Origin of the sequence: Rhodobacter aestuarii, from assembly GCF_900156655.1 — a bacterium.
Taxonomy (GTDB): Bacteria; Pseudomonadota; Alphaproteobacteria; order Rhodobacterales; family Rhodobacteraceae; genus Rhodobacter; species Rhodobacter aestuarii.
On the sequence record NZ_FTOG01000006.1, the window covers coordinates 60,762 to 87,240 of the forward strand.

The 26,479-nt window shown below is 61.5% G+C and carries 25 protein-coding genes; 12 read left to right on the forward strand and 13 right to left on the reverse strand.

From position 1 onward, the window contains the following. Positions 1–25: 25 nt before the first annotated feature. On the forward strand, positions 26–703 hold the full coding sequence (locus BW967_RS09600; RefSeq protein WP_076484859.1) for an NUDIX hydrolase: 678 nt from the start codon (positions 26–28) through the stop codon (positions 701–703). Between the two features lie 18 nt (positions 704–721). On the opposite strand, the gene BW967_RS09605 is transcribed toward BW967_RS09600, so the two are convergent. The 7 genes from BW967_RS09605 to putA form a co-directional block, all read right to left on the reverse strand. After that, entirely contained in the window at positions 722–1,222 is a 501-nt protein-coding gene (locus tag BW967_RS09605; RefSeq protein WP_076484860.1) for a lipocalin/fatty acid-binding family protein, read from the reverse strand. Beyond that, the gene (locus BW967_RS09610; RefSeq protein WP_083952102.1) at positions 1,210–1,557 is read right to left on the reverse strand and encodes a hypothetical protein; all 348 of its coding nucleotides are present in this window, start codon (positions 1,555–1,557) and stop codon (positions 1,210–1,212) included. Before BW967_RS09610 ends, BW967_RS09605 begins: the two co-directional genes overlap by 13 nt. Next, on the reverse strand, positions 1,535–2,581 hold the full coding sequence (locus tag BW967_RS09615; protein WP_076484862.1) for an aldo/keto reductase: 1,047 nt from the start codon (positions 2,579–2,581) through the stop codon (positions 1,535–1,537). Before BW967_RS09615 ends, BW967_RS09610 begins: the two co-directional genes overlap by 23 nt. Before the next feature lie 56 nt (positions 2,582–2,637). Next, positions 2,638–3,219 (reverse strand): aminotransferase class IV, encoded by a 582-nt coding sequence (locus tag BW967_RS09620; protein ID WP_175610440.1) that lies wholly within the window; start codon positions 3,217–3,219, stop codon positions 2,638–2,640. A gap of 8 nt (positions 3,220–3,227) precedes the next feature. After that, a complete protein-coding gene (locus BW967_RS09625; RefSeq protein WP_076484864.1) occupies positions 3,228–4,361 on the reverse strand; it encodes an aminodeoxychorismate synthase component I in 1,134 nt (377 codons plus the stop codon). Positions 4,362–4,418: 57 nt separating this feature from the next. Further along, positions 4,419–5,567 carry a CaiB/BaiF CoA transferase family protein gene (locus BW967_RS09630; protein WP_076484865.1) on the reverse strand — a complete coding sequence of 383 codons (1,149 nt, stop codon included), beginning with the start codon at positions 5,565–5,567 and terminating at the stop codon, positions 4,419–4,421. A 104-nt stretch (positions 5,568–5,671) separates the two neighbouring features. Then, positions 5,672–9,019 carry a bifunctional proline dehydrogenase/L-glutamate gamma-semialdehyde dehydrogenase PutA gene (gene putA, locus BW967_RS09635; RefSeq protein WP_076484866.1) on the reverse strand — a complete coding sequence of 1,116 codons (3,348 nt, stop codon included), beginning with the start codon at positions 9,017–9,019 and terminating at the stop codon, positions 5,672–5,674. Positions 9,020–9,132: 113 nt separating this feature from the next. Between putA and BW967_RS09640 the strand changes: the two genes are divergently transcribed. From BW967_RS09640 to BW967_RS09655, 4 genes are all read left to right on the forward strand, one after another. After that, complete coding sequence (locus tag BW967_RS09640; protein WP_076484867.1) at positions 9,133–9,597, forward strand: Lrp/AsnC family transcriptional regulator; 465 nt, start codon at positions 9,133–9,135, stop codon at positions 9,595–9,597. A gap of 179 nt (positions 9,598–9,776) precedes the next feature. Further along, a complete protein-coding gene (locus BW967_RS09645) occupies positions 9,777–10,775 on the forward strand; it encodes a tripartite tricarboxylate transporter substrate binding protein (RefSeq protein WP_076484868.1) in 999 nt (332 codons plus the stop codon). 66 nt (positions 10,776–10,841) lie between these two features. Next, complete coding sequence (locus BW967_RS09650) at positions 10,842–11,354, forward strand: tripartite tricarboxylate transporter TctB family protein (protein WP_076484869.1); 513 nt, start codon at positions 10,842–10,844, stop codon at positions 11,352–11,354. After that, positions 11,354–12,868 carry a tripartite tricarboxylate transporter permease gene (locus BW967_RS09655; RefSeq protein WP_076484870.1) on the forward strand — a complete coding sequence of 505 codons (1,515 nt, stop codon included), beginning with the start codon at positions 11,354–11,356 and terminating at the stop codon, positions 12,866–12,868. Before BW967_RS09650 ends, BW967_RS09655 begins: the two co-directional genes overlap by 1 nt. Before the next feature lie 147 nt (positions 12,869–13,015). On the opposite strand, the gene rpsD is transcribed toward BW967_RS09655, so the two are convergent. The 5 genes from rpsD to gloB all read right to left on the reverse strand — a co-directional run bounded on the left by rpsD (position 13,016) and on the right by gloB (position 19,260). After that, positions 13,016–13,636 (reverse strand): 30S ribosomal protein S4, encoded by a 621-nt coding sequence (gene rpsD, locus BW967_RS09660; RefSeq protein WP_076484871.1) that lies wholly within the window; start codon positions 13,634–13,636, stop codon positions 13,016–13,018. 195 nt (positions 13,637–13,831) lie between these two features. Next, on the reverse strand, positions 13,832–14,815 hold the full coding sequence (locus BW967_RS09665; RefSeq protein ID WP_175610441.1) for a M23 family metallopeptidase: 984 nt from the start codon (positions 14,813–14,815) through the stop codon (positions 13,832–13,834). Between the two features lie 42 nt (positions 14,816–14,857). Continuing rightward, on the reverse strand, positions 14,858–17,176 hold the full coding sequence (gene clpA / locus BW967_RS09670) for an ATP-dependent Clp protease ATP-binding subunit ClpA (protein ID WP_076484873.1): 2,319 nt from the start codon (positions 17,174–17,176) through the stop codon (positions 14,858–14,860). A gap of 170 nt (positions 17,177–17,346) precedes the next feature. Beyond that, positions 17,347–18,426 carry an HPP family protein gene (locus tag BW967_RS09675; protein WP_139327823.1) on the reverse strand — a complete coding sequence of 360 codons (1,080 nt, stop codon included), beginning with the start codon at positions 18,424–18,426 and terminating at the stop codon, positions 17,347–17,349. Positions 18,427–18,489: 63 nt separating this feature from the next. Then, positions 18,490–19,260: a hydroxyacylglutathione hydrolase gene (gene gloB, locus BW967_RS09680; protein WP_076484875.1), complete on the reverse strand. Its 771-nt coding sequence runs from the start codon at positions 19,258–19,260 to the stop codon at positions 18,490–18,492. Positions 19,261–19,320: 60 nt separating this feature from the next. Here gloB and BW967_RS09685 point away from each other — a divergent pair, with 60 nt between their 5' ends. From BW967_RS09685 to BW967_RS09715, 7 genes are all read left to right on the forward strand, one after another. Then, on the forward strand, positions 19,321–20,079 hold the full coding sequence (locus BW967_RS09685) for a class I SAM-dependent methyltransferase (RefSeq protein ID WP_076484876.1): 759 nt from the start codon (positions 19,321–19,323) through the stop codon (positions 20,077–20,079). A gap of 338 nt (positions 20,080–20,417) precedes the next feature. Next, a complete protein-coding gene (locus BW967_RS09690) occupies positions 20,418–20,978 on the forward strand; it encodes a F0F1 ATP synthase subunit delta (protein ID WP_170952521.1) in 561 nt (186 codons plus the stop codon). Continuing rightward, positions 20,979–22,508 (forward strand): F0F1 ATP synthase subunit alpha, encoded by a 1,530-nt coding sequence (gene atpA, locus BW967_RS09695; RefSeq protein WP_076484878.1) that lies wholly within the window; start codon positions 20,979–20,981, stop codon positions 22,506–22,508. It abuts the gene before it with no gap. Positions 22,509–22,529: 21 nt separating this feature from the next. After that, positions 22,530–23,402: a F0F1 ATP synthase subunit gamma gene (locus tag BW967_RS09700; protein WP_076484879.1), complete on the forward strand. Its 873-nt coding sequence runs from the start codon at positions 22,530–22,532 to the stop codon at positions 23,400–23,402. A gap of 21 nt (positions 23,403–23,423) precedes the next feature. After that, positions 23,424–24,842, forward strand: coding sequence for a F0F1 ATP synthase subunit beta (gene atpD / locus BW967_RS09705; protein ID WP_076484880.1), 1,419 nt, complete (start codon positions 23,424–23,426; stop codon positions 24,840–24,842). 11 nt (positions 24,843–24,853) lie between these two features. Further along, positions 24,854–25,252 carry a F0F1 ATP synthase subunit epsilon gene (locus tag BW967_RS09710; RefSeq protein WP_076484881.1) on the forward strand — a complete coding sequence of 133 codons (399 nt, stop codon included), beginning with the start codon at positions 24,854–24,856 and terminating at the stop codon, positions 25,250–25,252. Positions 25,253–25,376: 124 nt separating this feature from the next. Next, complete coding sequence (locus BW967_RS09715; protein WP_076484882.1) at positions 25,377–25,727, forward strand: H-type lectin domain-containing protein; 351 nt, start codon at positions 25,377–25,379, stop codon at positions 25,725–25,727. A 93-nt stretch (positions 25,728–25,820) separates the two neighbouring features. On the opposite strand, the gene BW967_RS09720 is transcribed toward BW967_RS09715, so the two are convergent. Further along, on the reverse strand, positions 25,821–26,288 hold the full coding sequence (locus tag BW967_RS09720) for a hypothetical protein (protein ID WP_076484883.1): 468 nt from the start codon (positions 26,286–26,288) through the stop codon (positions 25,821–25,823). Between the last annotated feature and the right edge of the window lie 191 nt (positions 26,289–26,479).

Sequence of the window (26,479 nt, forward strand, 5' to 3'; positions counted from 1 at the left end):
ATCCCATCCAAGGGAGTAAGGCTTGATGAGCATAGATAAATCTGCCCTGCGCGACGCCGCCACTTTGGTGGTTTTGCGCCGCGATCTGCCCGATGGCCCCGCCGTTTTGATGGGGATGCGCGGCGCAGGCGCGGCCTTCATGCCGTCGAAATACGTCTTTCCGGGCGGGGCGCGCGATGCGGGAGACAGTAATATTGCGCTTGCCGCCCCCTTGCCCGAGACCTGCGCCAAACGGCTGGCACAAGAGACCGAGGCCGATCTTGGCCCCGCACTTGCCGTCACCGCAATCCGTGAGTTGTGGGAGGAAACCGGGCTCATCTTGGGTACGCCCGGTACGTGGCAGGGCGATATCCCCACAGATTGGGCGGGTTTTGCCGCCACCGGCCATCGCCCTTCGGCAGCGGGGCTGCGGTTTTTCTTTCGCGCCATTACTCCGCCGGGTCGCCCGCGCCGCTTTGATGCGCGGTTCTTTTTGGTCGAGGCGTCCGAACTCGCCTCCGACCCCGATGATTTCAGCCGCGCTTGTGATGAGCTGAGCCATTTGCATTGGGTGTCGCTACCGCAAGCGCGCGCGCTCAACCTGCCCTTCATCACCGAGGTGGTGCTCGCCGAGGTTGAGGCGCAATTGACGAGCGGCCCGCCTGCAACGATCCCGTTTTTTGACAATCGTGGGCCAAGAGCCACCTTCGCGCGGCTGGGGTAGTGTGAGGCTGGGGTAGGATCAGCGCCCGATACGGCTCAGATCATAGCCGTTGAAATCCAGCACCTCGCGCGCGGCGGCAATCAGATCGCCCCGCGCCATGCCGGGGCGGGTGAGCACCATCCCCCAATTGCCCGCAGGCGTCCCAAGCGCAGCCACGCGATAATCTTGATCGACCCAGAGCACAAAAATCGGCTCTTTCGCGAAGCCCTGCGTTGGGCTGAGCCGTGCGCCCGGCCCGGTCAGCACCGCGCGCCCTTCGAGCACCGCAGGCACGGGGCCGGTGCAATCAATCCCCGAAAGCGCGTAGGCGCCCGCGCCATGCAATTTCCAGCTTTGCTGCGCACCGGCACAGCCCCGCGTGGCGGATTGCGCCACGACCCAATCGCCCGCGAACCGCGCCGGGTCAAAAAGCGCCGCCGAAGAAATCATCTTGTCCGGATCGCGCAGGCTTGGCTGGGGGGCGGCCATGCAGCCACCCAAGAGGGCGATGATGCTTAGGCCCACCGCTATTCGATGCATTCGGTCCCCCGCAGGCCCGTGCTGGACAGCACTTCATTGCACCCCAAAAGCGGTTTGGCGGGCGCACAGGTCATGGAGCGCGCCAGACAAGCGCCTTCACAATCCGTGCTTGCCCGACAAGACCGCCCGGCATCCTTGGTACGGGTCACGCAATATTGCGCACCGCCAAGGCTTGCCCATTGGCCGCCACCCGCTTCGCATAGCCCCTTGTCACGCGCGACGGCGGCGGCCCCCACTGGTGGCAAGGGGGGCGGGTCGTCCGCCCCCGGTTTGCAGGCAGCCAAAAGAACCGCTAGCCCCAAAAGGGCGATTTTAGAACGGCATCGGATGGGCATGATGCACCCGGTCAATCTCTGCCAGCAGCGCTTTATCGAGCGCCATCCCCGCCGCATCGAGCGACTTTTCAAGCTGCGCAATCGAGGTGGCGCCGATGATCGGCACAATCGGGAAGGGGCGGCCCAGCGTCCAAGCAATCGCCATCGTCACAGGGTCCAGCCCAGCGTCACGCGCAAGCGCCACGTAAAGATCGGCCACTTCAAAGGCGCGCGGGTTCGACCGCCCACCGAGTTCGCGCACGATCGCGCGGCGCGAGCCCTCGGGCACGGCTCCGCCGGAATACTTCCCGCTCAACATGCCCGTCGCGAGCGGCGAATAGGCCAATAGCGTCACGCCTTCATGCACGCCCAGTTCGGCCAGATCGGTATCGTAGAGCCGATACATCAACGAATATTCGTTCTGAATGGCAGAGACGCGCGGCCCATGCCCGGCTTCGGCTAACCGAATGAACTCCATCGTGCCCCAAGCGCTGTCATTCGACAGACCGAAATGGCCAATCTTGCCCTCGCCGCGCAGGCTGGCGAGCGCCTCAAGGCAGGCGGTCATATTGTCTTCGATTTCGGCTTTGCCGGGCTGCTTGGAGGGATCAAACTTCCAGTTTTGCCGGAAGTGATACCCGCCCCGGTTCGGCCAGTGGAATTGGTAAAGGTCGATATGGTCCGTTTGCAGCCGCTTGAGCGAGCCTTCCACCGCCACCCGGATCGATGCAGGCGTGATCGGGCCGCCATCGCGCACCGCTTTCATGCCATCGCCCGCAATTTTCGTGGCCAGTACCACATCTTTGCGCCGCCCGGTTTTGGCAAACCACGTGCCAATGATCTCTTCGGTGCGGCCCACGGTTTCTGCGCTGATCGGGTTGACCGGATAAACCTCGGCGGTGTCGATGAAATTCACCCCCCGGTCAAGCGCGCAATCAATCTGCGCATGGCCCTCGGCTTCGGTGTTTTGCGTGCCCCAAGTCATTGAGCCAAGGCAGATTTCGCTCACCATCACGCCGGTCCGGCCCAGTTCCACTTTCCGCATGTCTTCCCTTTCCGTTAGCGCGCACAAAGTGCCACAGCCGGGCGCGCTTTAAAACCTCAGATCACCACCGCAGGCACCAAACCGCGCAGCGCATTGCCTAGATAAACGCGCCCATCCATGATGTCGGACCAGCCAAGCCGCGCCTCGCGCGCGCGCCCGGTGCGGATCAACTCGGCCCGCAACACCCCCGGCAATGCCCCCGCACTCACCGGCGGCGTCAACAGCGCATTATCGCGCCACAGGAAGATATTGGTGATCGTGCCTTCGACCAGATCATCGTGCTCATTTAAGAACACCAGCTCATCAAGCCCCTCGGGTAAAGCGGCGCGCGCGCGATCATAGATCCCCCGCTCGGTCGATTTTATGCGCCGGAAATCATCGCCGGAATCGACACGCTCTTTCGCCAGCCCCACACGCCACATTGCCTTCGGCGCGGGCAGCGGCGCTTTCATCAATTCGGGTGTGCCATCAAGCGCCACGGTCAAACGCAACCGCAGCGGTTCATCGCCCTTCACCGCGTCAATCATCTGCTCAACGCGCCACATATCGCAGGGAATATCGAGCGCTTCGCAACCCTCGCCCAAGCGCGCCATGTGCCCCAAAAGCAATTCAACGCCAAACCGCGGCGCCCAGCGCATTGTTTCGATCAGGTGCAATCCGGAAGGGGCGCGCGCACGAAGGCTGCCTTGCTCAGTGCTTCCGCCCATTCAGATGCCCCTTCACTGTCATGCACCAGACCGCCGCCCACATTGAGCGTGGCCACCCCGTCGCGCAGCTCGATCGTGCGGATCGCGACGTTGAATTCCATCGCCCCGTCGGGCGCGATCCAGCCGATGGCGCCACAATAGGCACCTCTCGGCGCGGTTTCCAGTTCATGGATGATCTGCATCGCGCGGATCTTTGGGGCTCCGGTGACAGAGCCACAGGGGAAAAGGGCGGCGCAAATCTGCTGAAAATCAACACCCTCAAGCAGTTGCGCGGTGACGGTGGAGGTCATCTGATGCACCGTCGTATAGCTTTCAATATCATAAAGCGCGGGCACCCTGACCGAACCGACCTTGGAAATCCGGCTCAGATCGTTGCGCAACAGATCAACGATCATCAGATTCTCGGCCCGGTTCTTTTCCGACCCCTGTAGCCAAGCGGCGGCAGCTTGGTCCGCCTGCGGGTTTGCACCGCGCGCGACCGTGCCTTTCATCGGGCGCACCGTGGCTTGCCTTGCCGCGTCAATGGCAAAAAACAATTCGGGCGAGCGGGACAAAAGCGCAAAGTCCCCCGCCTCAACCAGCACCCCATGCCCCACCGGCTGCACCGCCTTCAGCCGCGCATAAAGCGCGCGCGGATCGCCCGCATAGGGCGCGGTTTGCGGGAAGGTGAGGTTGATCTGATAGGTATCGCCCGCCGCAATATAGGCCTGCACGCGGTCAAAGGCTTGCTGGTAGGCATGTTGGGAGATCACCGGGGTAAACTGCGGTGCCTCGGCGCTCGGTTCTGTCTCGGGCACGGCCAATTCGGGGGCGTCATAAACACCAAACAGCATCAACGGCAGGGTGCGGTTTGGCGGCAAAAGCGGTTCGAGCTTGGGCGAGAACAAATAACCCAGCTCATAGCTCAGCATCCCCGCAAGCCATTTGCCCGCCGCCCGCGCAGCCGCGATTTCGGCAAAAGCCTGCGCCATCTCCTGCGGATGATCCGCCCGAATAACCGAAACAGGCCGCGTCAGGTGCAGCCCGGTGCCCTCCGGCCCCCGGTCAAACTCGAATCTCGGCGTCTGTTGCACTGGTCCCCCGCGCGTCTTGCGCCCAGATATTCGGCGCGGGGTCGCAATGGCAACGCCTCAACCGACCGAAAAATGCCATTCCCCGTCACCCAGCGCGGGGCTCGCCTTCTCAAGCGCCAAATCAGAGCGGGAAAAGGCAATCGGCGTGCGCAGCCCGGCAATACCCTCGGGGGAAATGCGCATCCCGCGCGCCACTACTTGCGGCTCGGCCAAGGCTTCGGCCACATCATTGATCGGGCCACCAGGCACGCCGGCGGCCTCGAGCGCGGCGATCAGATCGGCTTTCGGACGTTTCGCCGTGGTCTTGGCGATTTGTGCGCAAAGCGCTTCGCGCTGCGCCACACGGCCCGCATTGGAGGCATAATCGGGGTTGAGGGCAAGTTCGGGAAGCGAGAGCAGATCGCAAAGCGCCAAAAACTGCCGATCATTGCCGCAAGCGATGATCAAATGCCCATCTGACGCCGGAAACACCTGATAAGGCACAATATTAGGGTGCGCATTGCCCAAGCGATGCGGCACCTGCCCGCCCAAGAGATGGTTCATCGCTTGGTTCGCGAGCACCCCCACCCCACAATCCAGCAAGCTCATATCCACCTGTTGCCCAAGGCCAGAGCGTGCACGCTCGGCCAAGGCCGCTTGCACGCCAATCACCCCATAAAGCCCGGTGAACACATCAATCCAAGCGACACCCACCTTTTGCGGCTCACCACCCTTCTGGCCGGTCAAATCCATGATCCCGCACATGCCTTGGATCAGAAAATCATAACCCGGCTGCGCTGCGCGCGGGCCGGTTTGGCCAAATCCGGTAACGGAAACATAGATCAAACCGGGGTTGGTGGCCGAAAGGCTTTCATAGTCGAGACCATACTTTTTCAACCCACCGAGTTTAAAATTCTCAATCACCACATCGGCCTCGGCAATCAGCCGTTTAAGCCGGTTCAGATCATTATTGTTGGAAAAGTCACAGGTTACCGAAGTTTTTCCCCTGTTTGCGGCATGAAAATAAGCGGCCACAGTTTCAAAACTGCCATCGGGTCGGATGCGTTCAATGAAAGGCGGGCCCCAGCGGCGGGTATCATCGCCCTCGGGCGACTCCACTTTTACAACCTCTGCCCCCAAATCGGCCAAGGTCTGGCCGATCCATGGCCCGGCCAAAATCCGGGCCAGTTCAACCACTTTTAGCCCCGTTAGAGGTGCTTCAGACATTCGACCGCTCCCTTGGCGCGCTTTTGCGCCATGGCCTTGGTAGCGCGTGGGGCCGCGCAAATCGACCGTCGATTGTGCGGCCCCTCATGCGTTTTAGGCATGGATCAACTGCCCAAAAGCGCCGCATTGCCGCCAGCAGCGGTGGTATCAACGCATAGATGGCGTTCATGCATCACATGCGCGCGGTCGGGGAGGCTGGTGATCAGCGGCACCAAAGGCCCCTCACGCAACGCGATCGCCTGCGCATAGGCCCGCCCTTTCGCCGCATCGCCCCACCACAAAACCGCCGAAATATCTTTGATTTCCATGATTTTCTCTGGCGTAGGCACCTGATCCAAGCGCTTCGCCACCCCGCCCAGCGCCCGAACCGCCCCCATCTGGGCGACAATTTCTGCTTCACTCGGACCAAGGCACAAAACGGGCGCGCGCGGATGCAGACTCAACCGGTTCAACTCCCCCGTCGGGCCGGGCAAGAGTTGCTCTGCCGGGAACGGCGCGGACGGAATAGCTTCCTCGCGCGGCGCGGGCGCGAAAAACCGCCCCAAATAAAGCGGCCCGCCCGCTTTTGGCCCAGTGCCCGAAAGCCCCTCTCCGCCAAAAGGCTGGCTGCCCACCACCGCGCCGATTTGGTTGCGGTTGACGTAGATATTGCCTGCCTGCACCTGCCCCGCCACCTCGGCCACGCGGGTATCAATCCGCGTATGCAGCCCAAAGGTCAGGCCAAAGCCGCGCGCGTTGATATCATCAATCACCTGCGGCAGGTCTTCGGCGGCGAAAGTTGCAAGATGCAACACCGGACCAAAGATCTCACGTTCGATTTGGGCAATTCCACCCACCTTGATCAGCGTCGGGCCAACGAAATGCCCCGTTTCAGGCGCGCGGACCTGATGCAGGATTTGACCTTGATGGGCCGCGATCCAGTTCATGATCCCGTCCTTAGCATTCGCATCAATCACCGGACCGATGTCGGTCGAAATCCCCCAAGGGTTACCGATAGATAGCGCCTCCATCGCGCCTTTGAGCATCTCAATCAGCCGCGGCGCGATATCTTCTTGCACATAAAGACAGCGCAGCGCAGAGCATCGCTGCCCCGCCGAGCGGAAAGCTGAATTTACGATGTCGCGCACCGCTTGCTCGGGCAGCGCGGTGCTATCCACCACCATCGCATTCAGCCCGCCGGTTTCGGCAATCAGCGGTGTGCCAGGGGCCATATGAGTAGCCATCGAGCGCGCAATAACGCGCGCCGTTTCGGTTGAGCCAGTGAAGACCACCCCCGCCACGCGCGGGTCGCGCGTGAGCGCCGCGCCGACCGTTGCCCCCTCGCCCGGCAGCAGTTGTAGCGCAGCGCGCGGCACCCCCGCCTGATGCAACAACCGCACCGCCATCGCGGCCATCAGCGGAGTTTGCTCTGCGGGTTTGGCGAGCACGGCATTGCCCGCCATCAGCGCCGCCGCGATTTGCCCAGTAAAGATCGCGAGCGGGAAGTTCCACGGGCTGATCGCCACGATCCGGCCACGCGGCGCGCGCGAATCTGCGGCCCCTTGCGCCGCATAGTAGCGCAGGAAATCAACGGCTTCGCGCAGTTCCGCCACCGCATCTGGCAAGGTCTTGCCCGCCTCGCGCGCCAGTGCGGCGAAAATCGCGCCGTGGTGTTCTTCGTAGAGGTCGGCAGCGCGGCGCAACACCTCTGCGCGCGCATGGGCGGGCGCGTCCCAAACCTGCGCCCCGTCTAAAGCGGTAGCGACGGTAGCAGCATCGGCCTCCGTCACCTGCGCGACGATGGCCCCGGTGGCGGGGTTACACACCGGGCGCGTGGGTCCGCTGGCCGCCCCCACAATGATTGGCGTGGCATCGGGCGTTTCGCCAACCCGCACCGCGTCAAGGCTGGCCAGAACGGCAGGATCGCTAAGATCAAAGCCACGCGAATTGATGCGATCAGCAAAAAGCGCCTCAGGCGCGACAAGCCCGCCCGGCGGCGTGGCAGAGGGCAACCGCTCAAACGGGCAAGCCGCGATCACGGACGGGGGCACCGTGGCATCGGTGATCTGATGCACGAAAGAGGCGTTCGCCCCATTTTCCAACAGCCGCCGCACCAGATAGGCGAGCAGGTCACGATGCGCGCCCACAGGTGCATAAATCCGGCATCGCCCCCCCGTTTCGGCCAGCACGCTGTCATGGAGTTGCGCCCCCATGCCATGCAGACGCTGAAATTCAAAAGGTCGGCCTTGTGCAAGTTCGAGCACCGCCGCGACGGTGTGGGCGTTATGCGTTGCAAATTGCGGATAGAGCCTGTCTGACAGCGCAAAAAGCTTGGTCGCAAGGCAAATATAGGCCACATCGGTCGCCACTTTGCTGGTGAAAAGCGGAAAGCCCGGATGCCCCTCCACTTGGGCGCGCTTCATCTCGCTGTCCCAGTAGGCACCTTTGACAAGCCGGATATTCAGCCGCCGATCATGGCGCCGGGCCGCGTCGTAAAGCGTCTCAATCGCCGCGCCTGCGCGTTTGCCATAGGCTTGCACCACCGCGCCAAAGCCCTCCCACCCGGCGGTGGCGGGGTCGGCCATCACCGCCTCCATCACCTTGAGCGAGAGCGCAAGCCGGTCTTGTTCTTCGGCATCGACATGAAGTGCAATACCCGCCGCAGCCGCTTGGCGGGCAAGGGCCTGCACCACCGGCACAAGTTCGGCCATCACGCGGGCCTCTTGCGCCACCTCATAGCGAGGGTGGAGCGCCGAAAGCTTGATCGAAATACCGGGGTTGTCGTGTACCGAACCACCCTTGGCCACTTTGCCAATCGCGGTGATCGCTTGCGCATAGGCATCGCGGTAGCGGGCGGCATCGGCGGCGGTAAGCGCAGCTTCGCCCAGCATATCATAGCTGAGCGTATAGCCTTGCGCCTCGCGCGATTGCGCGCGTTTGAGCGCCTTTTCAATGGTTTCGCCCAAAACGAACTGCCGCCCCATCTCGCGCATGGCTTGGCCCACGGCAGCGCGGATCACCGGCTCTCCCAGCCGCCGCACCATCGCACGCAGCGTGCCCGCAACACCCTCGCCATCTTCGAGCACTTTGCCCGTGAGCATCAGCGCCCAAGTGGAGGCGTTGACCAAGGGCGAGGCCGCCGTGCCTAAATGGCGCGACCAATCCGAAGGCGCGATCTTGTCTTCGATCAGCGCATCAATCGTGGCGGCATCGGGCACACGCAACAGCGCTTCGGCCAAACACATCAGCGCCACGCCCTCTGCGCTCGACAGCGCATATTGCGCCATCACCTGTTCCATCAGCCCCAGACGCCCAGCACTGCGCAGCCGCGTCACAAGCTCGGTCGCGCGCGCCACGGCACGAGCAAGCTGACCCTCAGACGGCCCCCAATCGGCGATTAAGCGGGCGAGAACCTGATCTTCAGGGGCGAATTTGGCCTCGGGGCCAAGGGGGGAGAGAACGGGGTGGATCATCGGCGCGCACTCCTTGGGCGTTTTCCAAAGTATACGCCGCACCCCGTGGACGTTTTGCCCAATCATTGGCAAAATGATAGACGATCAGAACATTCCTGAGGCACAAAACAGCCATGTCTGACTTACTTGATTCGACCGACCGCAAGATTCTGAACGCGCTGGTGGAAAACGCACGCATTGCGATCACCGAATTGGGGCGCAAGGTGGGGCTTTCGAAAACCCCGGTTGCGGCACGGATCAAGGCGATGGAAGAGATGGGGGTGATCACCGGCTACCGGGCGGTGCTGTCGCCGCGCAAACTGGGGCTGACCCACGTCACCTTTGTGGAAGTGCGCATGACCGACACGCGCGAAAAGGCATTGGCCCAGTTCAACGCTGCAGTGCGCGCGATTCCCGAGGTGGAGGAATGCTATATGATCGCGGGCGGGTTTGATTATTTGCTGAAAGTCCGCGCCCATGACATGACCGAATATCGCCGGATCATGGGCGAAGCGATCTCGACCCTGCCGCATGTGGCTGCGACATCGAGTTACGTTGCGATGGAGGCGGTGGTCGAACAGAACGCGCCTATTCTGTGAACCAACGCCCTGAAGATAGGGATTTGCTTCTGACCTAACCAACTGGTCAGAGAATCGGCAAAAATTAACACGAAGTTCACGTTAGCGACCAACTTAGCATTTGACGCCCCTCTCCCAATCGTGAAGTCTCCCCCCGTTCCCATACTAAATGGGCCGAGGCGACTCTGGGAGGAGAACTCATGAAGTTGAAACTGTTTGGTGCCGTTTCTGCTGCGGCGCTGGTCATCGCGGGCGCGGCTTTCGCCGAATATCCGGAAAAAGAAATCCAAGGCATCATCCAATGGGGTGCTGGTGGGTCGACCGACGCCGTGATGCGCGCCGTAACGCCCCATGCCGAAGAGGTTCTGGGTGGCAAGGTCGTGATGCAAAACATGACCGGCGGCGTGGGCGCGATTGCGGCCAAATTCACCATGACGCAGAAAGCCGATGGCTACACGCTGCTGATGGGTGCCGAAAACCCGATGCTTTACAAGGTCATGGGCCTTGGCAATTTCGACTATAACAGCGATTTTGAGCCGGTTGCGCTGCTTGCGCGTGGTGTGCCGATTCTGGTGGCCCGCCCCGATGCGCCCTACAACACCTTCAAGGAACTGGTCGACTATATGGCCGCCAATCCCGAAGAGGTGAAATTCGGCTCGACCGGTCCGGGCGGCCTTCCCTCGGTGGTCACCGCGATGCTGGATGCCGAAGTTGATATCTCGGCGACCTTCGTGCCCTACGATGGTGACGGCCCGGCGCTGACGGCGCTGCAAGGGGGCGCCATTGACGTGATGCCCGCCGTTCTGGGCGCCGCGCTTGAGGCGATCAAAGCGGAGCGGATCAAGGTCATCGCGCTGGTGGACAGCACGCCGAACGAGGCCCTGCCGGGCATCCCGCCGATCACCGAAGACTTCCCGGGCTACGGCAAATACCTGCCGTGGGGTCCGTTCTTCGGCGTCTTCGTGAAAGCGGGCACGCCGGATGACGTGGTGGCCAAGCTTTCGGCAGCCTATCTGGAAGGCGCGCAAGCGACCGACTTTGTTGAACTGCTGCACAACCGCGCCTATCTGCCGATCAACCTGAGCGGCGCAGAGGCCAAAGACTATATGGCGAAATGGCAGTCTGTGACTTCGTGGCTGGTCTATGATGCGGGCATCGCCAAGAAATCCCCGGAAGATTTCGACATTCCGCGCCCCTGATAGTGCGATAAACCAAATGCACCGCCCTCCGAAAAGGGGGCGGTGTTCTCTTGCGAGGAGGCCCCGATGCACGACCCCAATCGCAGACTGCCCGGCGAGCGGATCTTTTCCGTTCTGATGGTGGCGGTCAGCCTGTTCCTATTCTACACCGCAACGCAAATCTCGGGCCTTTCGGGGCTGGCAGAACCGGGCAGCTTCCCGATGTTCGCCACCGGCATGATGGTGATCACCTCGACGATCATCACGTTCAAAACGCTGCGGTTGCCCCATAGTGATGTGCATGGTTGGAAGTCGGTGTTTCCGGGGCTGGTGATTTTGACCATCATCTTGATGGGCTTTTATGCGCTGGCATTGCAGCCGGTGGGCTTCCTGCCGACCTCTTTCGTGTTCTTGACGATTGCCAATTGGGTGATGGCGCGCGGCAACCCTTTGCGTGCAGCGCTGACCTCTGCGCTTTCGCTCGTGCTCGTTTATGTCGTGTTCCGCCTCGTCTTCTCGGTGCTGATGCCCGAGGGCATCGTGCCAGAGCGTGAAATCCTCGCCTATATCGGCTCCATTCTTAACGGGGGGGTGAAGTGATGGATTTCACCCATTTCTTTATGACATGGATCGACCTGCGCCTTTTGGCGCTGGTGGGGGCTGGCACCTTTGCGGGCATCTATATTGGCGCGATCCCCGGCCTTTCGGTTACGATGGCGGTGTCGATCCTGATCTCTTTCACCTTCGGCTGGGAGATGTATGACGCGCTCGCGCTGATGATCGGCATCTACATGGGCGGCGTTTATGGCGGCTCGCGCACGGCGATCTTGCTCAACATTCCCGGTGCGCCCTCGGCGATTGCCACCGCGCTCGATGGCTACCCCTTGGCGAAGAAAGGCCTTGCGGGCGAGGCGATCGGCCTTTCCACCACCATGTCGGCCTTGGGCGGGCTGATCGGTATCGCGGTTTTGGGCTTTGCCGCCCCGGCGGTATCGGAATTTGCGATCCGCTTCCAGCCGCGCGACTACATGCTGCTTGCGATCCTTGGCATTTTGCTGGTGGGGTCGCTTTCTGGCGAAAGCCTGATCAAGGGCGTTTTCGCGGGTGCTTTGGGGCTGACCATTGGCTGCGTGGGGCTTGACCCGCTCACCGCACAAGAACGCTTCACCTTCGGCTATATCGAGCTTTGGGGGGGTATTTCCTTTGTGGCGGTGATGATCGGCCTTTTCGGTGTCTCTGAGGCGCTGATGCAGCTCAAACACATCAACACACCTGCGTTGAAACAAAAGATCACCCGCGTGATCCCCTCATGGAAATCGGTTCTGAAGTTCCTGCCACTTTCGGTGCAGACCTCGCTTATCGGGGTGATCATCGGTGCGCTGCCGGGCACGGGGGGCGATATTGCGGCGCTGATGTCTTATGACCACGCCAAGCGCGTCACCAAAAACCCCGAAGTGCCCTTTGGCCAAGGCGCGCGCGCGGGGCTTGTGGCACCCGAAACCGCGAACAACGCAGCGGTCGGCGGTGCCTTCATCCCCATGCTGACGCTCGGCATTCCGGGGGACTCGGTCACTGCGATCATCATTGGCGCCATGTTCATTCATGGCCTGAACCCCGGCCCGATGCTGATGATCGAACGGCCCGAGATGTTCTGGTTCATTCTAGGCGCGCTTGTGCTCGCCACGGTGTTCATGCTGATCTTCGGCCTCACCGGGATCCGGATCTTCGTGAAGGTGGTTGAACTTCCACGCGCGATGCTGTTCCCGCTGATCCTTCTGCTCTCGATCATCGGCGCTTTTGCCGTGAACAACGCGCTGACCGATGTCTATTGGATGCTTGGCTTTGGCGTGCTGGGCTATTTCATGAAGCTTTACGGCTATCAGCTTGGCCCGGTAATCTTGGGCGTGATCCTGTCGCGGCTGATTGACGACAACTGGCGCCGCGCGATCATTTCAGAGCGCGAAGACCTCGGGCGGCTGTTCCACGGCATCTTCACCTCGCCGCTGTCGCTGGTGCTGTTCATGGCGGTGGTGGCGATCTTCTTCACCTCGACGCCGCTCTGGCCGATGTTAAAGAACAAGCTGCGCAAAGCTGCCGCGAAGAAAGACGCCTAAGCGACACGCGCCATTCTAGGAAAAGCCACACGGGCCCACCGCATGGTTGGGCCCGTTTTCTTTTGCGTCGTCCCCTCGCCGCCAACACAGGCAACGAAAAAGGCCGCCCAGACGGGCGGCCTTTCGATTGGAGGGCGAAGAACAGGATCAGTTCTTCGCGTAGAATTCGACCACCAGGTTCGGTTCCATTTGCACCGGGTAGGGCACATCGCTGAGGCCCGGGGTGCGCACGAAGGTGGCGGTCATTTTGTTGTGGTCGACTTCGAGGTAATCCGGCACGTCGCGCTCGGCCGATTGCACGGCTTCCAGCACGAGGGCGAGTTGCTTCGAACGGTCACGAACGGCGATCACGTCGCCTTCTTTGACGCGGTACGACGCGATGTTGACGCGTTTGCCGTTCACGGTCACGTGGCCGTGGTTCACGAATTGACGGGCGGCGAAGACGGTCGGCACGAATTTGGCGCGGTACACGATCGCGTCGAGACGGCGCTCGAGCAGACCGATCAGGTTTTCACCGGTGTCGCCCTTCACACGCTCGGCTTCGGCGTAGATGCGGCGGAATTGTTTTTCGGTCAGATCGCCGTAGTAACCTTTGAGCTTTTGCTTGGCGCGGAGCTGGGTACCGAAGTCGGACAGTTTGCCCTTACGGCGTTGGCCGTGTTGACCCGGGCCGTATTCGCGTTTGTTGAGCGGCGACTTGGCGCGGCCCCAGATGTTTTCGCCCATGCGGCGGTCGATTTTGTACTTGGCAGCGGTGCGTTTGGTCATCGCTGATCTCCTTCTTATGTTACGAAGGGCGTTGTCCTTTCCCGCAGCCTTATCCGCAAAGCTTTGGGCGACAGGCTTCCCCTTGCGGGGTCCACCAACACCAATGAAAGGCCCGGCAGCTTTCGCCACCGGGATGGGCGGCTTATACAGGGCGCTGGCAGGGAGTCAACGGCTGGGGCGGGGAAACTTACCCGCCTAGGGCAGAATCTCCGCCAAATGGGTCTGACGGCTCAGTTCCGCACCATCGCGGGTCAAGATCACCTCGGCTTTGTATACCCCCGGCGTGAACCCGCCCGCCGGGGCGCGCTTGCCGCCATAGCGCATGAAGAGCGCCTTCGGTTTCTCGAACACCGTCTGATGGTCAAAGGCAAAGCCCGCGGGCCCAGTGATCCGCAAGGTCAGGCTGTCCCCCTCGCGGCTGTCAAAGCCATAAGCCCAAACCACCAGCGCGGGTGCGTCGTGGGGGAAAGTCGCGGGGCTTTCGCCACCATCTTTCACCGCCTCATAATCGGGCGGCGCAGAGGTCAGCCCCGCACGCAAAAGCCCTCCGCCCACATAAGGAACGGGGCTTTGCCATAGGCTATCGCTAGGGGCTGTGGTGCAACTGTCCGCGACAGAAGGGAGGAACGGGTCCAGTTCTTCCCCGTCATGGCGCACCGAGAGATGCAGATGTGGGAACTCCGCCAAGCCCGACAGGCCGACCAACCCCAACGGCGCGCCCGCCGCAACCTCTTGACCCACGGCGACCGAGACCGAGCCTTGCCGCAGGTGGCAATATTGCGTCTGCCAGCCATCGGCATGGTCGATCACCACCCCATTGCCGCATTCTTTATTGGCGACGCTTTGCCCCGAAAGATACGCGCCATCCGCTTCGCCATCGCGCAAGCCCCGCACCCGGCCCGGCGCAGCCGCCAGCACCGCAACGCCTACCCGCATCGCCGCACGCGAGGGTAGCGCGAAATCGGTGCCATCGTGGCCATCATAGCTTGCAGTACCGCAACCAAAGTCGCGCACACCCGGCCCCGGATCGCGGTCGACATAATGCTGGATGTAGCAGGTCTCGCCCAAGGTGCAGTCCACGGGCAATTGCAGGCCAAAAGCCCGTGCCCCACCGGGCAAAAGTGCCAACCCCAAGACAGCAAAAAGCCCCCGGCCCGGCATACCGGAACGGGGGCGCATTGGGGGGCAAAGGCCCCCGAGAACCGGGAGCCCAAGCATCCTTTAGTCAGCCGGCAGAAGCCGCGGCTTGGAGCCAGAAATGCGCGGCTTGCCGGGTTCTTCGACGTTGAGAACGATGGCATCGTCCTTCACGCCCACCTTGACCACGCCGCCTTTCATCAAGCGACCAAACAGCAGTTCTTCGGCGAGCGGCTTTTTGATGTGCTCTTGGATCACGCGGCCCAGCGGACGCGCGCCCATCTTGTCATCATAGCCCTTCTCGGCCAGCCAATGCGCGGCTTCCGGCGTCAGCTCGATATGCACATTGCGGTCAATCAGCTGCGCTTCGAGTTGCAGCACGAATTTATCGACCACTTGCAAGATCGTGTCACGCGGCAGCGGCGCGAAGCTGACCACCGCATCGAGACGGTTGCGGAACTCCGGCGTGAAGGTGCGCTCGATCGCGGCGGTATCCTCGCCCTCGCGGCGCTCGCGGCCAAACCCGATCGCGGCTTTCGCCATATCGGAGGCCCCGGCGTTCGAGGTCATGATCAAGATCACATTGCGGAAATCCACCTGACGGCCGTTGTGATCGGTCAGCTTGCCGTGGTCCATCACCTGCAGCAGGATATTGAACACATCGGGGTGGGCTTTCTCGATCTCGTCCAGCAGCAGCACGCAATGCGGATGCTGATCGACGCCATCGGTCAAAAGCCCGCCTTGGTCAAAGCCGACATAGCCCGGAGGCGCGCCGATCAAACGGGAAACCGCGTGTTTCTCCATGTATTCCGACATGTCGAAGCGCAGCAGTTCCACGCCAAGCGTATTGGCGAGCTGATTGGCCACCTCGGTTTTGCCGACGCCGGTGGGGCCCGCAAAGAGGTAGTTGCCAATCGGCTTTTCAGGCTCGCGCAGACCAGCGCGGGAAAGCTTGATCGCCGAGGCCAGCGCATCGATCGCCTTGTCTTGACCAAAGACCACGCGTTTGAGCGTTTTCTCCAGATCGCGCAGCACTTGGGCATCGTCTTTCGAGACGTTTTTCGGCGGGATGCGGGCGATCTTGGCAACCACGGCCTCAATCTCTTTCGCACCAAGCGTTTTGCGCCGTTTGCTGTCGGGCAGCAGGTGCTGCGCCGCGCCCGCCTCGTCGATCACGTCGATCGCTTTATCGGGCAGCTTGCGGTCGTGGATGTAGCGCGCCGAAAGCTCCACCGCCGCCTTGATGGCGTCATTGGTGTAGCGCACCTCGTGGTGCTCCTCGAAATAGGGTTTGAGCCCCATGAGGATTTTGATGCTATCGGGCACCGAGGGTTCATTCACGTCGATCTTTTGGAACCGGCGCGACAGCGCGCGGTCTTTTTCAAAGTGCTGACGGAACTCTTTGTAAGTGGTGGACCCCATCGTGCGCAGCTTGCCGCCTTGCAGGGCAGGCTTGAGCAGGTTGGAGGCATCCATCGCCCCGCCCGAGGTCGCACCCGCACCGATCACGGTATGGATCTCGTCGATGAACAAGATCGCATCGGGGTGATCTTCAAGCTCTTTCACCACGGCTTTGAGACGTTCCTCAAAGTCACCACGGTAGCGGGTGCCCGCAAGCAGCGCGCCCATATCAAGCGAGTAGATCGTGGCATGCGACAAGATCTCGGGCGTTTCGCCACGGGTAATCTTGAGCGCCAAACCTTCGGCGATGGCGGTTTTGCCCACGCCCGGATCACCGACCAGAAGCGGGTTGTTTTTGCGGCGGCGGCACAGCACCTGAATGCAGCGCTCTACCTCTTCGGCGCGACCGATCAGCGGGTCGATATCGCCTTTTTGCGATTTCTGGTTGAGGTTCACGCAGTATTTGCCAAGCGCGGATTCCTTCGCCTCACCCGGTTGGGCGGCTTCGGATTTCACCTCTTCCTCAGCGCCAATCACCGGGCGCGGCTCGCCGAATTCCGGGTCTTTGGCGACACCATGGGCGATGAAATTCACCGCATCATAGCGCGTCATATCCTGCTCTTGCAGGAAGAAGGCGGCATTCGATTCCCGCTCGGCGAAGATCGCGACAAGGACATTGGCCCCCGTCACTTCGGTGCGGCCAGAGCTTTGCACATGGATCGCGGCGCGCTGGATCACCCGCTGGAACGCGGCGGTCGGAACGGCTTCAGAGCCTTCGACCTCGGTGATCAGCGTCGAGAGATCATCATCGATGAATTCCGTCAAAGTCTGACGCAGCTCATCCAAATCGACACCGCAAGCGCGCATTACACGGCTGGCATCGGGTTCATCAAGCAGCGCCAGAAGCAAGTGTTCGAGCGTCGCCAGTTCGTGTTTGCGGGTGTTGGCAAGGGCCAAAGCCGCGTGAATTGCTTGTTCGAGCGTGGTCGAGAACGAGGGCATCCGGCGCTCCTTTCGTGGGGTATACCGATCCTGGCGTTACAAGGTTAAGTTTCGGTGGATTTTGTCGCGCTTCAAGCCCTGAACGCTCTTTTTTCTTCTCCGGTCACAAAGCTGTTGCAATTGTGAACAAACGCACCACATTCCGCCCGCCTTTGTGGCGGCGCTGTGTATCAGGCGTTTTTTTCCTGCGTGCTTTGGGCAAAACCCGGTGCCCGACTGGTCAATGCGGCCACAAGATCAGCGCGCCCCACCATGCCAACGAGTCGCCCGCCATCCAGCACCGGAACAGGCGGCGCGCCGGGCCGCGCAAAACGCGCGAGCAGGGCCGCGAGCGGCAAATCAGCAGAAACGGGATTGGGCTGCGGGTCCATAAGCTCGACCGCTTGCGGCTCCATCGCCCGCAAACTGCGCGCCGGCATACCAAAACCGGCCTCCAGCGCATCAATCAAGCGAGACTGATCGACAAGGCCAAGCAGGCTGCCCTCACTATCCGCCACGGCCAGCACCCGCAGATGCGCCGCACGCATCCGGGCGATCACCTCGCGCAGCGGCATTTCAGGCCCCACAGTGACAGCCGGATGCATGATCGCCCGCGCAGGGGTCGTGGCCAAAAGCGCTTGCGCCGAACGCGCGGCCACCGCCTCTGTCAACCGTTCCAGATCGGCGGGCGCGATATTGGCCGATTGGCGAAATTCCAACAGCACGGCTTCTAGGTCATCTTCATCCAAACCGGTCACCGGGTTTGGTGCATCCGGAACGCGCGGCAACCGGTTTGGATAGCTTTGCTTGAAGAGCCGGTGCCAGACGAGCGCGATCAGAATCAGCGCCGCCATCAAAGCGCCCACGGGAAACACCGGAAAGAGCGGATGCACCGGATGCCCGGCCTCCGCCTCCAACACCACAAAAAGCGCAACGCCCGCAGCGGGGGGATGCAACGCGCGCAGCGCCATCATGCCAAGCACCGCTCCGGCAAGCGCTGCTCCTGCCGCGAAGGGATAGGGCAAGAAGGTGGTGGCCGCCACCGCAGCCTCTGCCGAGATCACCATCCCCATAAACGCCGACCACGGCTGCGCGAGCGGCGAATTCGGAATCGCAAAGATCAACACCGAAGAGGAGGCAATGCCCGAAACCAGAAAAATCCCGTTCGCGCGGTCTCCATTCAGCGCGGTGATGGCAATATCGGCAAGCGCCATCGCCAAACCAACACCAATGGCGGGGCGCAGAATCTCAACCAGAGGTCGGCGCCCCATCGCCGGGCCAAAAGCACCAAGCGCGCGCAATAAGCGCCGGAGGGGGAAGGATTTGCTCACCCCTCAGAACCGGTCTTTGCGGGAACGCGCCTCAGTAAAGACGGCCAGCGGGTCCGCGCTCTCGGGCAAGCCAAGCGCCGCACGCAACGCCGGGTCGGCCCCGCGCAGGAATGGGTTGGTCAGCAGTTCTTCGGACAAAAGCACCGGAAGCGTGGGCAGGTCATCTTTGCGCAGCGCCTCGCACCGCGCCATACGCTCCAATAGCGCCGGATGATCGGGCTCAAGGCTCAGTGCGAAACGGCCATTTGAAAGCGTGTATTCATGGCCAGAACAAATCTGCGTTTCGGGCGGCAGCGCCGCCATGCGGGTCAGCGTATCGTGCATCTGCGCGGGGCTACCTTCAAACAGCCGCCCACAGCCCCAACTCATCAGACCGTCGCCCGAGAACAAAAGACCCGCGCCCGGCAGGTAATAAGCGATATGGCCAAGCGTATGGCCATCGGCCCCGATCACCTGCACATCTTCCACCCCAAGGGGCAACACCTCGCCCGGGCGCACAGCGTGATCAAGCGGCGGCAAACGATGCGCATCGGCGGCAGCGCCGATGATCTTCGCCCCCGTCGCCTGCGCCAAAGCTTCGGCCCCGGCGATGTGATCGTCGTGGTGATGGGTGAGCAAGATGTGATGCAATTGCCAATCTCGCTCCGTCAGTACCCGCATCAGCGGCACGGCATCGGGCACATCAACCGCGACCACAGTATCGGTCGCGGTATCGTGCCAAAGATAGGCATAATTGTCGGTCAGGCAGGGAATGGTCAGAAGTTCGAGGGTCATGGCGTTTTGCGTCTGTTGCGCTATGGTTCCCAAGCTACGCCCAAGAAAGGCAAAACTGCAATGCATCTCGACGTGCTCGACCTGCGGGATTTTTATTATCGCACCCAGTTGGGCCGTGCCGCCCAAAAATCGGTGCGCGATAAAGTGGTGGAGCTATGGCCCGCGACCCATAGCGGGATGGCCGGGCAGACGGTGGCAGGCTTTGGCTTTGCTGTGCCGCTTTTGCGCCCCTACCTACCCAGTGCCCGCCGGGTGATTGGACTGATGCCCGCTCCGCAGGGGGTGATGCCTTGGCCGCCAGGCGAGCCCAATGTCTCTGTCTTGTGCGACGAGACCCGCTGGCCACTGGAAACCGGCATGGTGGATCGGCTGGTCGTTTTGCATGGGCTGGAAGTGTCTGACCACCCCGATGCCCTTTTAGAGGAATGCTGGCGGGTGCTTGGTCCCGGCGGGCGGGCGCTTTTTATTGTGCCCAACCGCGCCGGGCTTTGGGCGCCGCAAGAAACCACGCCATTTGGCTTTGGCCGCCCTTATACGCCGGGGCAATTGGATGCGCAGGCGCGCCGCGCGGGATTTGTGCCCGAACGGCAAACGGCGGCACTTTATATCCCGCCGTCGCAACGGCGGTTCTGGCTGCGCTCATCAGAAATGTGGGAAAAGGTCGGCGGGCGCGCGGCGGGCTTTCTGGCGGCAGGCGTGCTGATCCTAGAGGTCTCCAAACAGGTGCATGCGCCCCGCCGTTCTGGCCTTGGCGCAGCCGTGCGCAAGCCGCTCTCGATCCTTGAAGGCAGCCCCAAGCCCGTCGCCGGGCGGGTCTAAGCTCCCCTCAAGGGAAGTAAGAGAGAATCGCCTTTTTCAACTTTTGCCCGAAATTCATGCGCAGAGACCACAACTTGCACATGAGCCGAGGGGTCGCACGGCGCCCCGTCGCAACGCATCGCCCAAGGCATGGCGCTAACAGTTACGACCTTGGCCTGAAATGTGCCCGGTACATTCACATTCTGTATGCCAAGATGGTTGCGAGGGTCACATTGCTCTGCTAATGCCAAGCCCGAATGCGGCGCGCGCATGGGAGACTTGCGCGTTCCAGGGGGGCCTCTGCCCCGGTGGCACCACTGCCAACCGGGGTGCGGAGGCAAAGCATCGGAAGGGTGGACGTGTCCGAACCAGCTTCGATTTCTGCATCCATTGCCGGGCGCTATGCCACGGCCATTTTTGATCTTGCGCAGGAGGCGGGTGGGCTTGACGCTTTGTCGAGCGACGTTGACGCGCTGCGTGACGCACTGAACGGCTCCGCCGATCTGCGCGACCTGATTAGCTCGCCGGTCTATACCCGGTCGCAACAGGAAGCCGCGATTGCCGCGCTGGGTGCCAAGATGGCCCTGTCGGCGCCGCTGGCCAACGGCCTGAAGCTGATGGCGCAGAAACGTCGCCTGTTCGCGCTGCCGCAGCTCCTTAAAGGGCTGGCCGACGCGATTGCCGAAGCCAAAGGCGAAATGACGGCCGATGTCACCTCGGCCAGTGAATTGAGCGCCGCGCAAGCTGACAAGCTGGCCGCAACGCTCGCCAAACAAACGGGTAAAACCGTCAAACTGAACGTCGCCGTCGATGAAAGCCTCATCGGTGGCATGATCGTCAAGCTGGGTTCGCGCATGATCGATAGCTCGGTCAAAGCCAAACTCGCTTCCCTCCAGAACGCCATGAAAGAGGTCGGATAAATGGGCATCCAGGCAGCTGAAATCTCTGCAATCCTCAAGGAGCAGATCAAGAACTTCGGGCAGGATGCCCAAGTCGCTGAAGTGGGCCGCGTGCTCTCCGTTGGTGACGGTATCGCGCGTGTGCACGGTCTCGACAACGTGCAAGCGGGTGAGATGGTCGAATTCCCCGGTGGTATCCGCGGGATGGCTCTGAACCTTGAAGTTGATAACGTCGGTATCGTTATCTTCGGTTCGGACCGCGACATTAAAGAAGGCGACACCGTCAAGCGCACCAACGCGATCGTGGACGTGCCCGCCGGTGAAGGCCTGCTGGGCCGCGTCGTTGACGCGCTTGGCAACCCGATCGACGGCAAAGGCCCGATCGAAGGCAAAGAGCGTCGCATCGCCGACGTGAAAGCCCCGGGCATCATTCCGCGTAAATCGGTGCACGAACCGATGGCGACCGGCCTCAAGTCGGTGGACGCGATGATCCCGATCGGCCGTGGCCAGCGCGAGCTGATCATTGGTGACCGTCAAACCGGTAAAACCGCGATCGCGCTCGACACGATCCTGAACCAAAAGTCGTACAACGACGCCAACCCCGGCAACAAGCTGCACTGCTTCTACGTTGCCGTCGGCCAAAAGCGTTCGACCGTTGCGCAGCTGGTGAAGAAACTCGAAGAAGCCGGCGCGATGGAATACACCACCGTTGTGGCCGCGACCGCTTCGGACCCGGCGCCGATGCAGTTCCTCGCCCCCTACTCGGCGACCGCGATGGCGGAATACTTCCGCGACAACGGCATGCACGCGCTGATCATCTATGATGACCTGTCGAAACAAGCCGTTGCTTACCGTCAGATGTCGCTGCTTCTGCGCCGTCCGCCGGGGCGTGAAGCCTATCCGGGCGACGTGTTCTACCTCCATAGCCGCCTGCTCGAGCGCTCGGCGAAACTGAACGAAGACTTCGGTTCGGGCTCGCTCACCGCGCTTCCGGTTATCGAAACCCAAGGCGGCGACGTTTCGGCGTTTATTCCGACCAACGTGATCTCGATCACCGACGGTCAGATCTTCCTCGAAACCGAACTCTTCTACCAAGGCATCCGCCCGGCTGTGAACACCGGTCTGTCGGTGTCTCGTGTGGGTTCGTCGGCGCAAACCAACTCGATGAAATCGGTGGCTGGCCCGGTGAAACTGGAACTGGCGCAATACCGCGAAATGGCGGCCTTCGCGCAGTTCGGGTCTGACCTCGACGCCGCGACGCAAAAACTGCTCAACCGCGGTGCGCGTCTGACCGAGCTGATGAAGCAAGCGCAATATTCGCCGCTCACCAACGCCGAAATCGTGGCGGTGATCTTTGCGGGCACCAACGGCTTCCTCGATGCCGTGCCGGTGAAAGAAGTCGGCCGCTTCGAGCAAGGCCTGCTGGCCTATCTGCGGTCGTCGCGCAAAGACATCCTCGACTGGCTCACCAACGAGGATCCGAAGATCAAGGGCGATGCCGAAACCAAGCTGAAGTCCGCGATCGAAGAATTCGCCAAGACGTTCGCTTGATTGGCCTGAAAGGACAGGGACATGCCCAGCCTTAAGGACCTAAAAAACCGGATCACGAGTGTGAAGAACACTCGCAAGATCACGAAAGCCATGCAGATGGTCGCGGCGGCGAAACTTCGCCGCGCCCAGGAAAACGCTGAAGCGGCTCGGCCCTATGCCGAGAAGATGTCGGCCGTTCTGACGAGCCTTGCCACTGCGGTGGGCTCGTCCGAAGGGGCGCCGCGCCTGTTGGCCGGCACCGGCTCCGACAAGGTCCAGCTCCTGGTCGTCATGACCGGCGAGCGCGGCCTGTGCGGCGGTTTCAACGCCAATATCGCGAAGCTCGCTCGCACGCGGGCCAATGAACTTCTGGCCGAAGGCAAGACGGTGAAAATTCTCACCGTCGGCAAAAAAGGCCGCGATGCGCTGCGTCGTGACCTTGGTCAGTATTTCGTCGGCCACGTCGATCTGAGCGAAGTGAAAAAGCTCAGCTACGCCAACGCGCAGGATATCGCTGACGACATTCTCGGCCGCTTCGATGCGGGCGAATTCGATGTCGCCACGATCTTCTACTCGATCTTTGAAAGCGTGATCTCGCAAAAGCCGACGGCTCAGCAGATCGTGCCCGCCCAGATCGAGACGGATGCCTCCGCGGCCTCGACGGTCTATGACTACGAGCCCGGCGATCAGGAAATCCTCGCGGCGCTTCTGCCGCGTGGGGTGGCCACGGCGATTTTCGCTGCCCTTCTGGAAAACAACGCCTCGTTCAACGGGGCCCAGATGTCGGCAATGGATAACGCCACCCGTAACGCTGGCGACATGATCGACAAGCTGACGGTTGAGTATAACCGCTCGCGTCAGGCTGCGATCACCAAAGAGCTTATTGAAATCATCTCGGGCGCCGAGGCGCTCTGACGGAACCGGAGATAGAAACAAATGGCAAGCAAAGGCAAAGTGACTCAGGTCATCGGCGCCGTCGTGGACGTGCAGTTCGAAGACGGCCTCCCGGCGATTCTGAACGCCCTTGAAACCACCAACAACGGCAAGCGCCTCGTTCTCGAAGTGGCGCAGCACCTCGGTGAAAACACCGTCCGCACCATCGCCATGGACGCCTCGGAAGGCCTCGTGCGCGGTGCGGTCGTGACCGACACCGGCAGCCCGATCACCGTTCCGGTGGGCAACGCGACGCTCGGCCGTATCCTCAACGTCATCGGCGAGCCGGTGGACGAAAAAGGCGACGTGGCGAAAACCGAAGCCCGTGCGATCCACCAACCCGCCCCGGACTTTGCGGCGCAGTCGACCGAAAGCCAGATCCTCGTGACCGGCATCAAGGTTATCGACCTGCTCGCCCCCTACTCCAAAGGCGGTAAAATTGGTCTCTTCGGCGGCGCCGGCGTGGGCAAAACCGTTCTGATCATGGAACTGATCAACAACATCGCCAAAGTGCACTCGGGCTTCTCGGTGTTCGCGGGCGTTGGTGAACGGACCCGTGAAGGCAACGACCTCTACCACGAGATGATCGAATCGGGCGTTATCAACCTCGATAACCTCGAAGAGTCGAAAGTGGCGCTGGTCTACGGTCAGATGAACGAGCCTCCGGGGGCCCGTGCCCGCGTCGCGCTCACTGGTCTGACCCTCGCGGAACAGTTCCGTGACCAGTCGGGTACCGACGTGCTGTTCTTCGTCGACAACATCTTCCGCTTCACCCAAGCGGGATCGGAAGTGTCGGCGCTTCTTGGCCGTATTCCTTCGGCCGTGGGCTATCAGCCGACGCTGGCGACCGACATGGGCGCGCTGCAAGAACGCATCACCTCGACCAAAGCCGGTTCGATCACCTCGGTGCAGGCCATCTACGTGCCGGCCGATGACCTTACCGACCCGGCTCCGGCCACCTCGTTTGCCCACCTTGACGCCACGACCGTGTTGTCGCGTGCGATCTCGGAACTCGGCATCTACCCGGCTGTGGACCCGCTTGACTCGACCTCGCGTATCCTCGACCCGCAAATCGTGGGTGAAGAGCACTACCAAGTGGCGCGTGACGTCCAAGGGATGCTGCAACGCTACAAATCGCTGCAAGACATCATCGCCATTCTCGGCATGGACGAACTGAGCGAAGAAGACAAACTGACGGTGGCCCGCGCCCGGAAGATCCAACGCTTCCTGTCGCAGCCCTTCGACGTTGCGAAAGTGTTCACCGGCTCGGACGGTGTGCAGGTTCCGCTCGAAGACACCATCAAGTCGTTCAAAGCTGTTGTGGCTGGTGAATACGACCACCTGCCGGAAGCGGCCTTCTACATGGTCGGCGGCATTGATGAAGTGATCGCGAAAGCCCAGCGCCTCGCCGCTGCGGCGTAAGGGGGGCGATAATGGCCGATACGATGCAGTTTGATCTCGTCTCGCCGGAGCGGAAGCTTGCTTCCGTTCAGGCCCGCGAGGTCCGTCTTCCCGGCGTGGAAGGCGATCTGACGGCGATGCCGGGCCACGCGCCCGTCATCCTCTCGCTGCGGCCGGGCATCCTGACCGTGGTCAGCGCCGAGGGCTCTTCGGAATTCGCCGTCACCGGCGGTTTTGCCGAAGTCTCGGGCGAGACGGTGACCGTTCTGGCCGAACGCGGTGTGACCAAAGCGGAACTGACCGCTGCGATCCACGCCGACATGGTGGCCGAAGCGAAGAAAGTGCTGGATGCGGCGCATCCGTCGGTGGCCGATGCCGCCGCCAAGATGCTCGCCGACATGGAAGCGCTTGGCACGCATATCAACCTCTAAGGCGCAAGCCAGAGGATGAGATCAAAAGCCCCGGCCTTGCGTCGGGGCTTTTTCATTTAGTCTTTTTTCTTTCTTCGTAACCTATTAGCGTGACGAGACACGCAAGCGGACGAGTGCCCTGATCATGCAAAAACTTTCCTCTACGCGGGTTGGCATCACCCAAGGCTCGATTGTGCTATTCTCCGACTATCAAGATGGGGGCGCAATGTGGACGGGCGAAGGCCCGCGCGAATTGCGCCGTGCCGTAGTGTTTAGCGAAGCCTTTCGAGAAGTTCCCGCAGTGCAAGTATCGCTGTCGATGTGGGACATTGACCAAAAGCACAATCCGCGCGTGGATATTTCCGCCGACATGATCACCACCGAAGGGTTTGTGATTGTGTTCCGTACTTGGGGCGATACGCGGGTTGCGCGTGTCCGGGCCGATTGGCTCGCGATTGGCGGCTGTGCGCATGAAGACGATTGGGAGATTTCCTAGGTATTTGCCGCAAGGCGCATGAAAAAGCCTCCCCAAATGGGGAGGCTTTTCAGTTTCAGACGCAACTTAGCGACGTCGCCTGACCGCACCGCCTTAGGCGGCGACCGGCGTCCCCGCTTTTTTCGCGGCTTTGGCTTGTTCTTTCGCCTTGGCACGCGCACGCGCACGCGACCGGTTCAGCGCCACAAACACATTCATCACCAGCGCGGCGCTCACCGCCTCGGCCAGCGTCGCCGGCACGATCAGGGTGAGGAAATCTTGCGTCATCAGGTTGATGTTGCCCAGCGCCACGAACATGAGACCGAACACCATGAACCAAGAGATGAGGCCCGCAAACAGACCGCCAAAGCGCACCAGCAGCATCCGCAAGCACAGGGCATAAAGAAGCGCCCAACCGGCCCAAACCAGAAGCTGCATCGGTTCACCGGGATAATCGACGCCCAGCGCGCCAAAGTAATCTTCCCACTCGCCCTGCAGCCAGTAGGAGTTGATGCCAAATTCGCAGGCGGAGATCCACACCCAACCGGCGACGATCGGCGTCAGACTCGATTTCAGACTCATGCCTTCCCCCTCAAATTAAAAAAATCCCGCGAACGATAGCACCGCAATGCCCTGCGACAAACAGTGTGCTTTGACGCAGAGCAAAGAAAGATTTACCGGCGTCTCGTCGCTCCCTAGTCCGCGTATATGACCATGACGCCATCTTGAAAGATTTGTCGCCGCGTGGAACGGTGCGCCACTTTCTACATTCG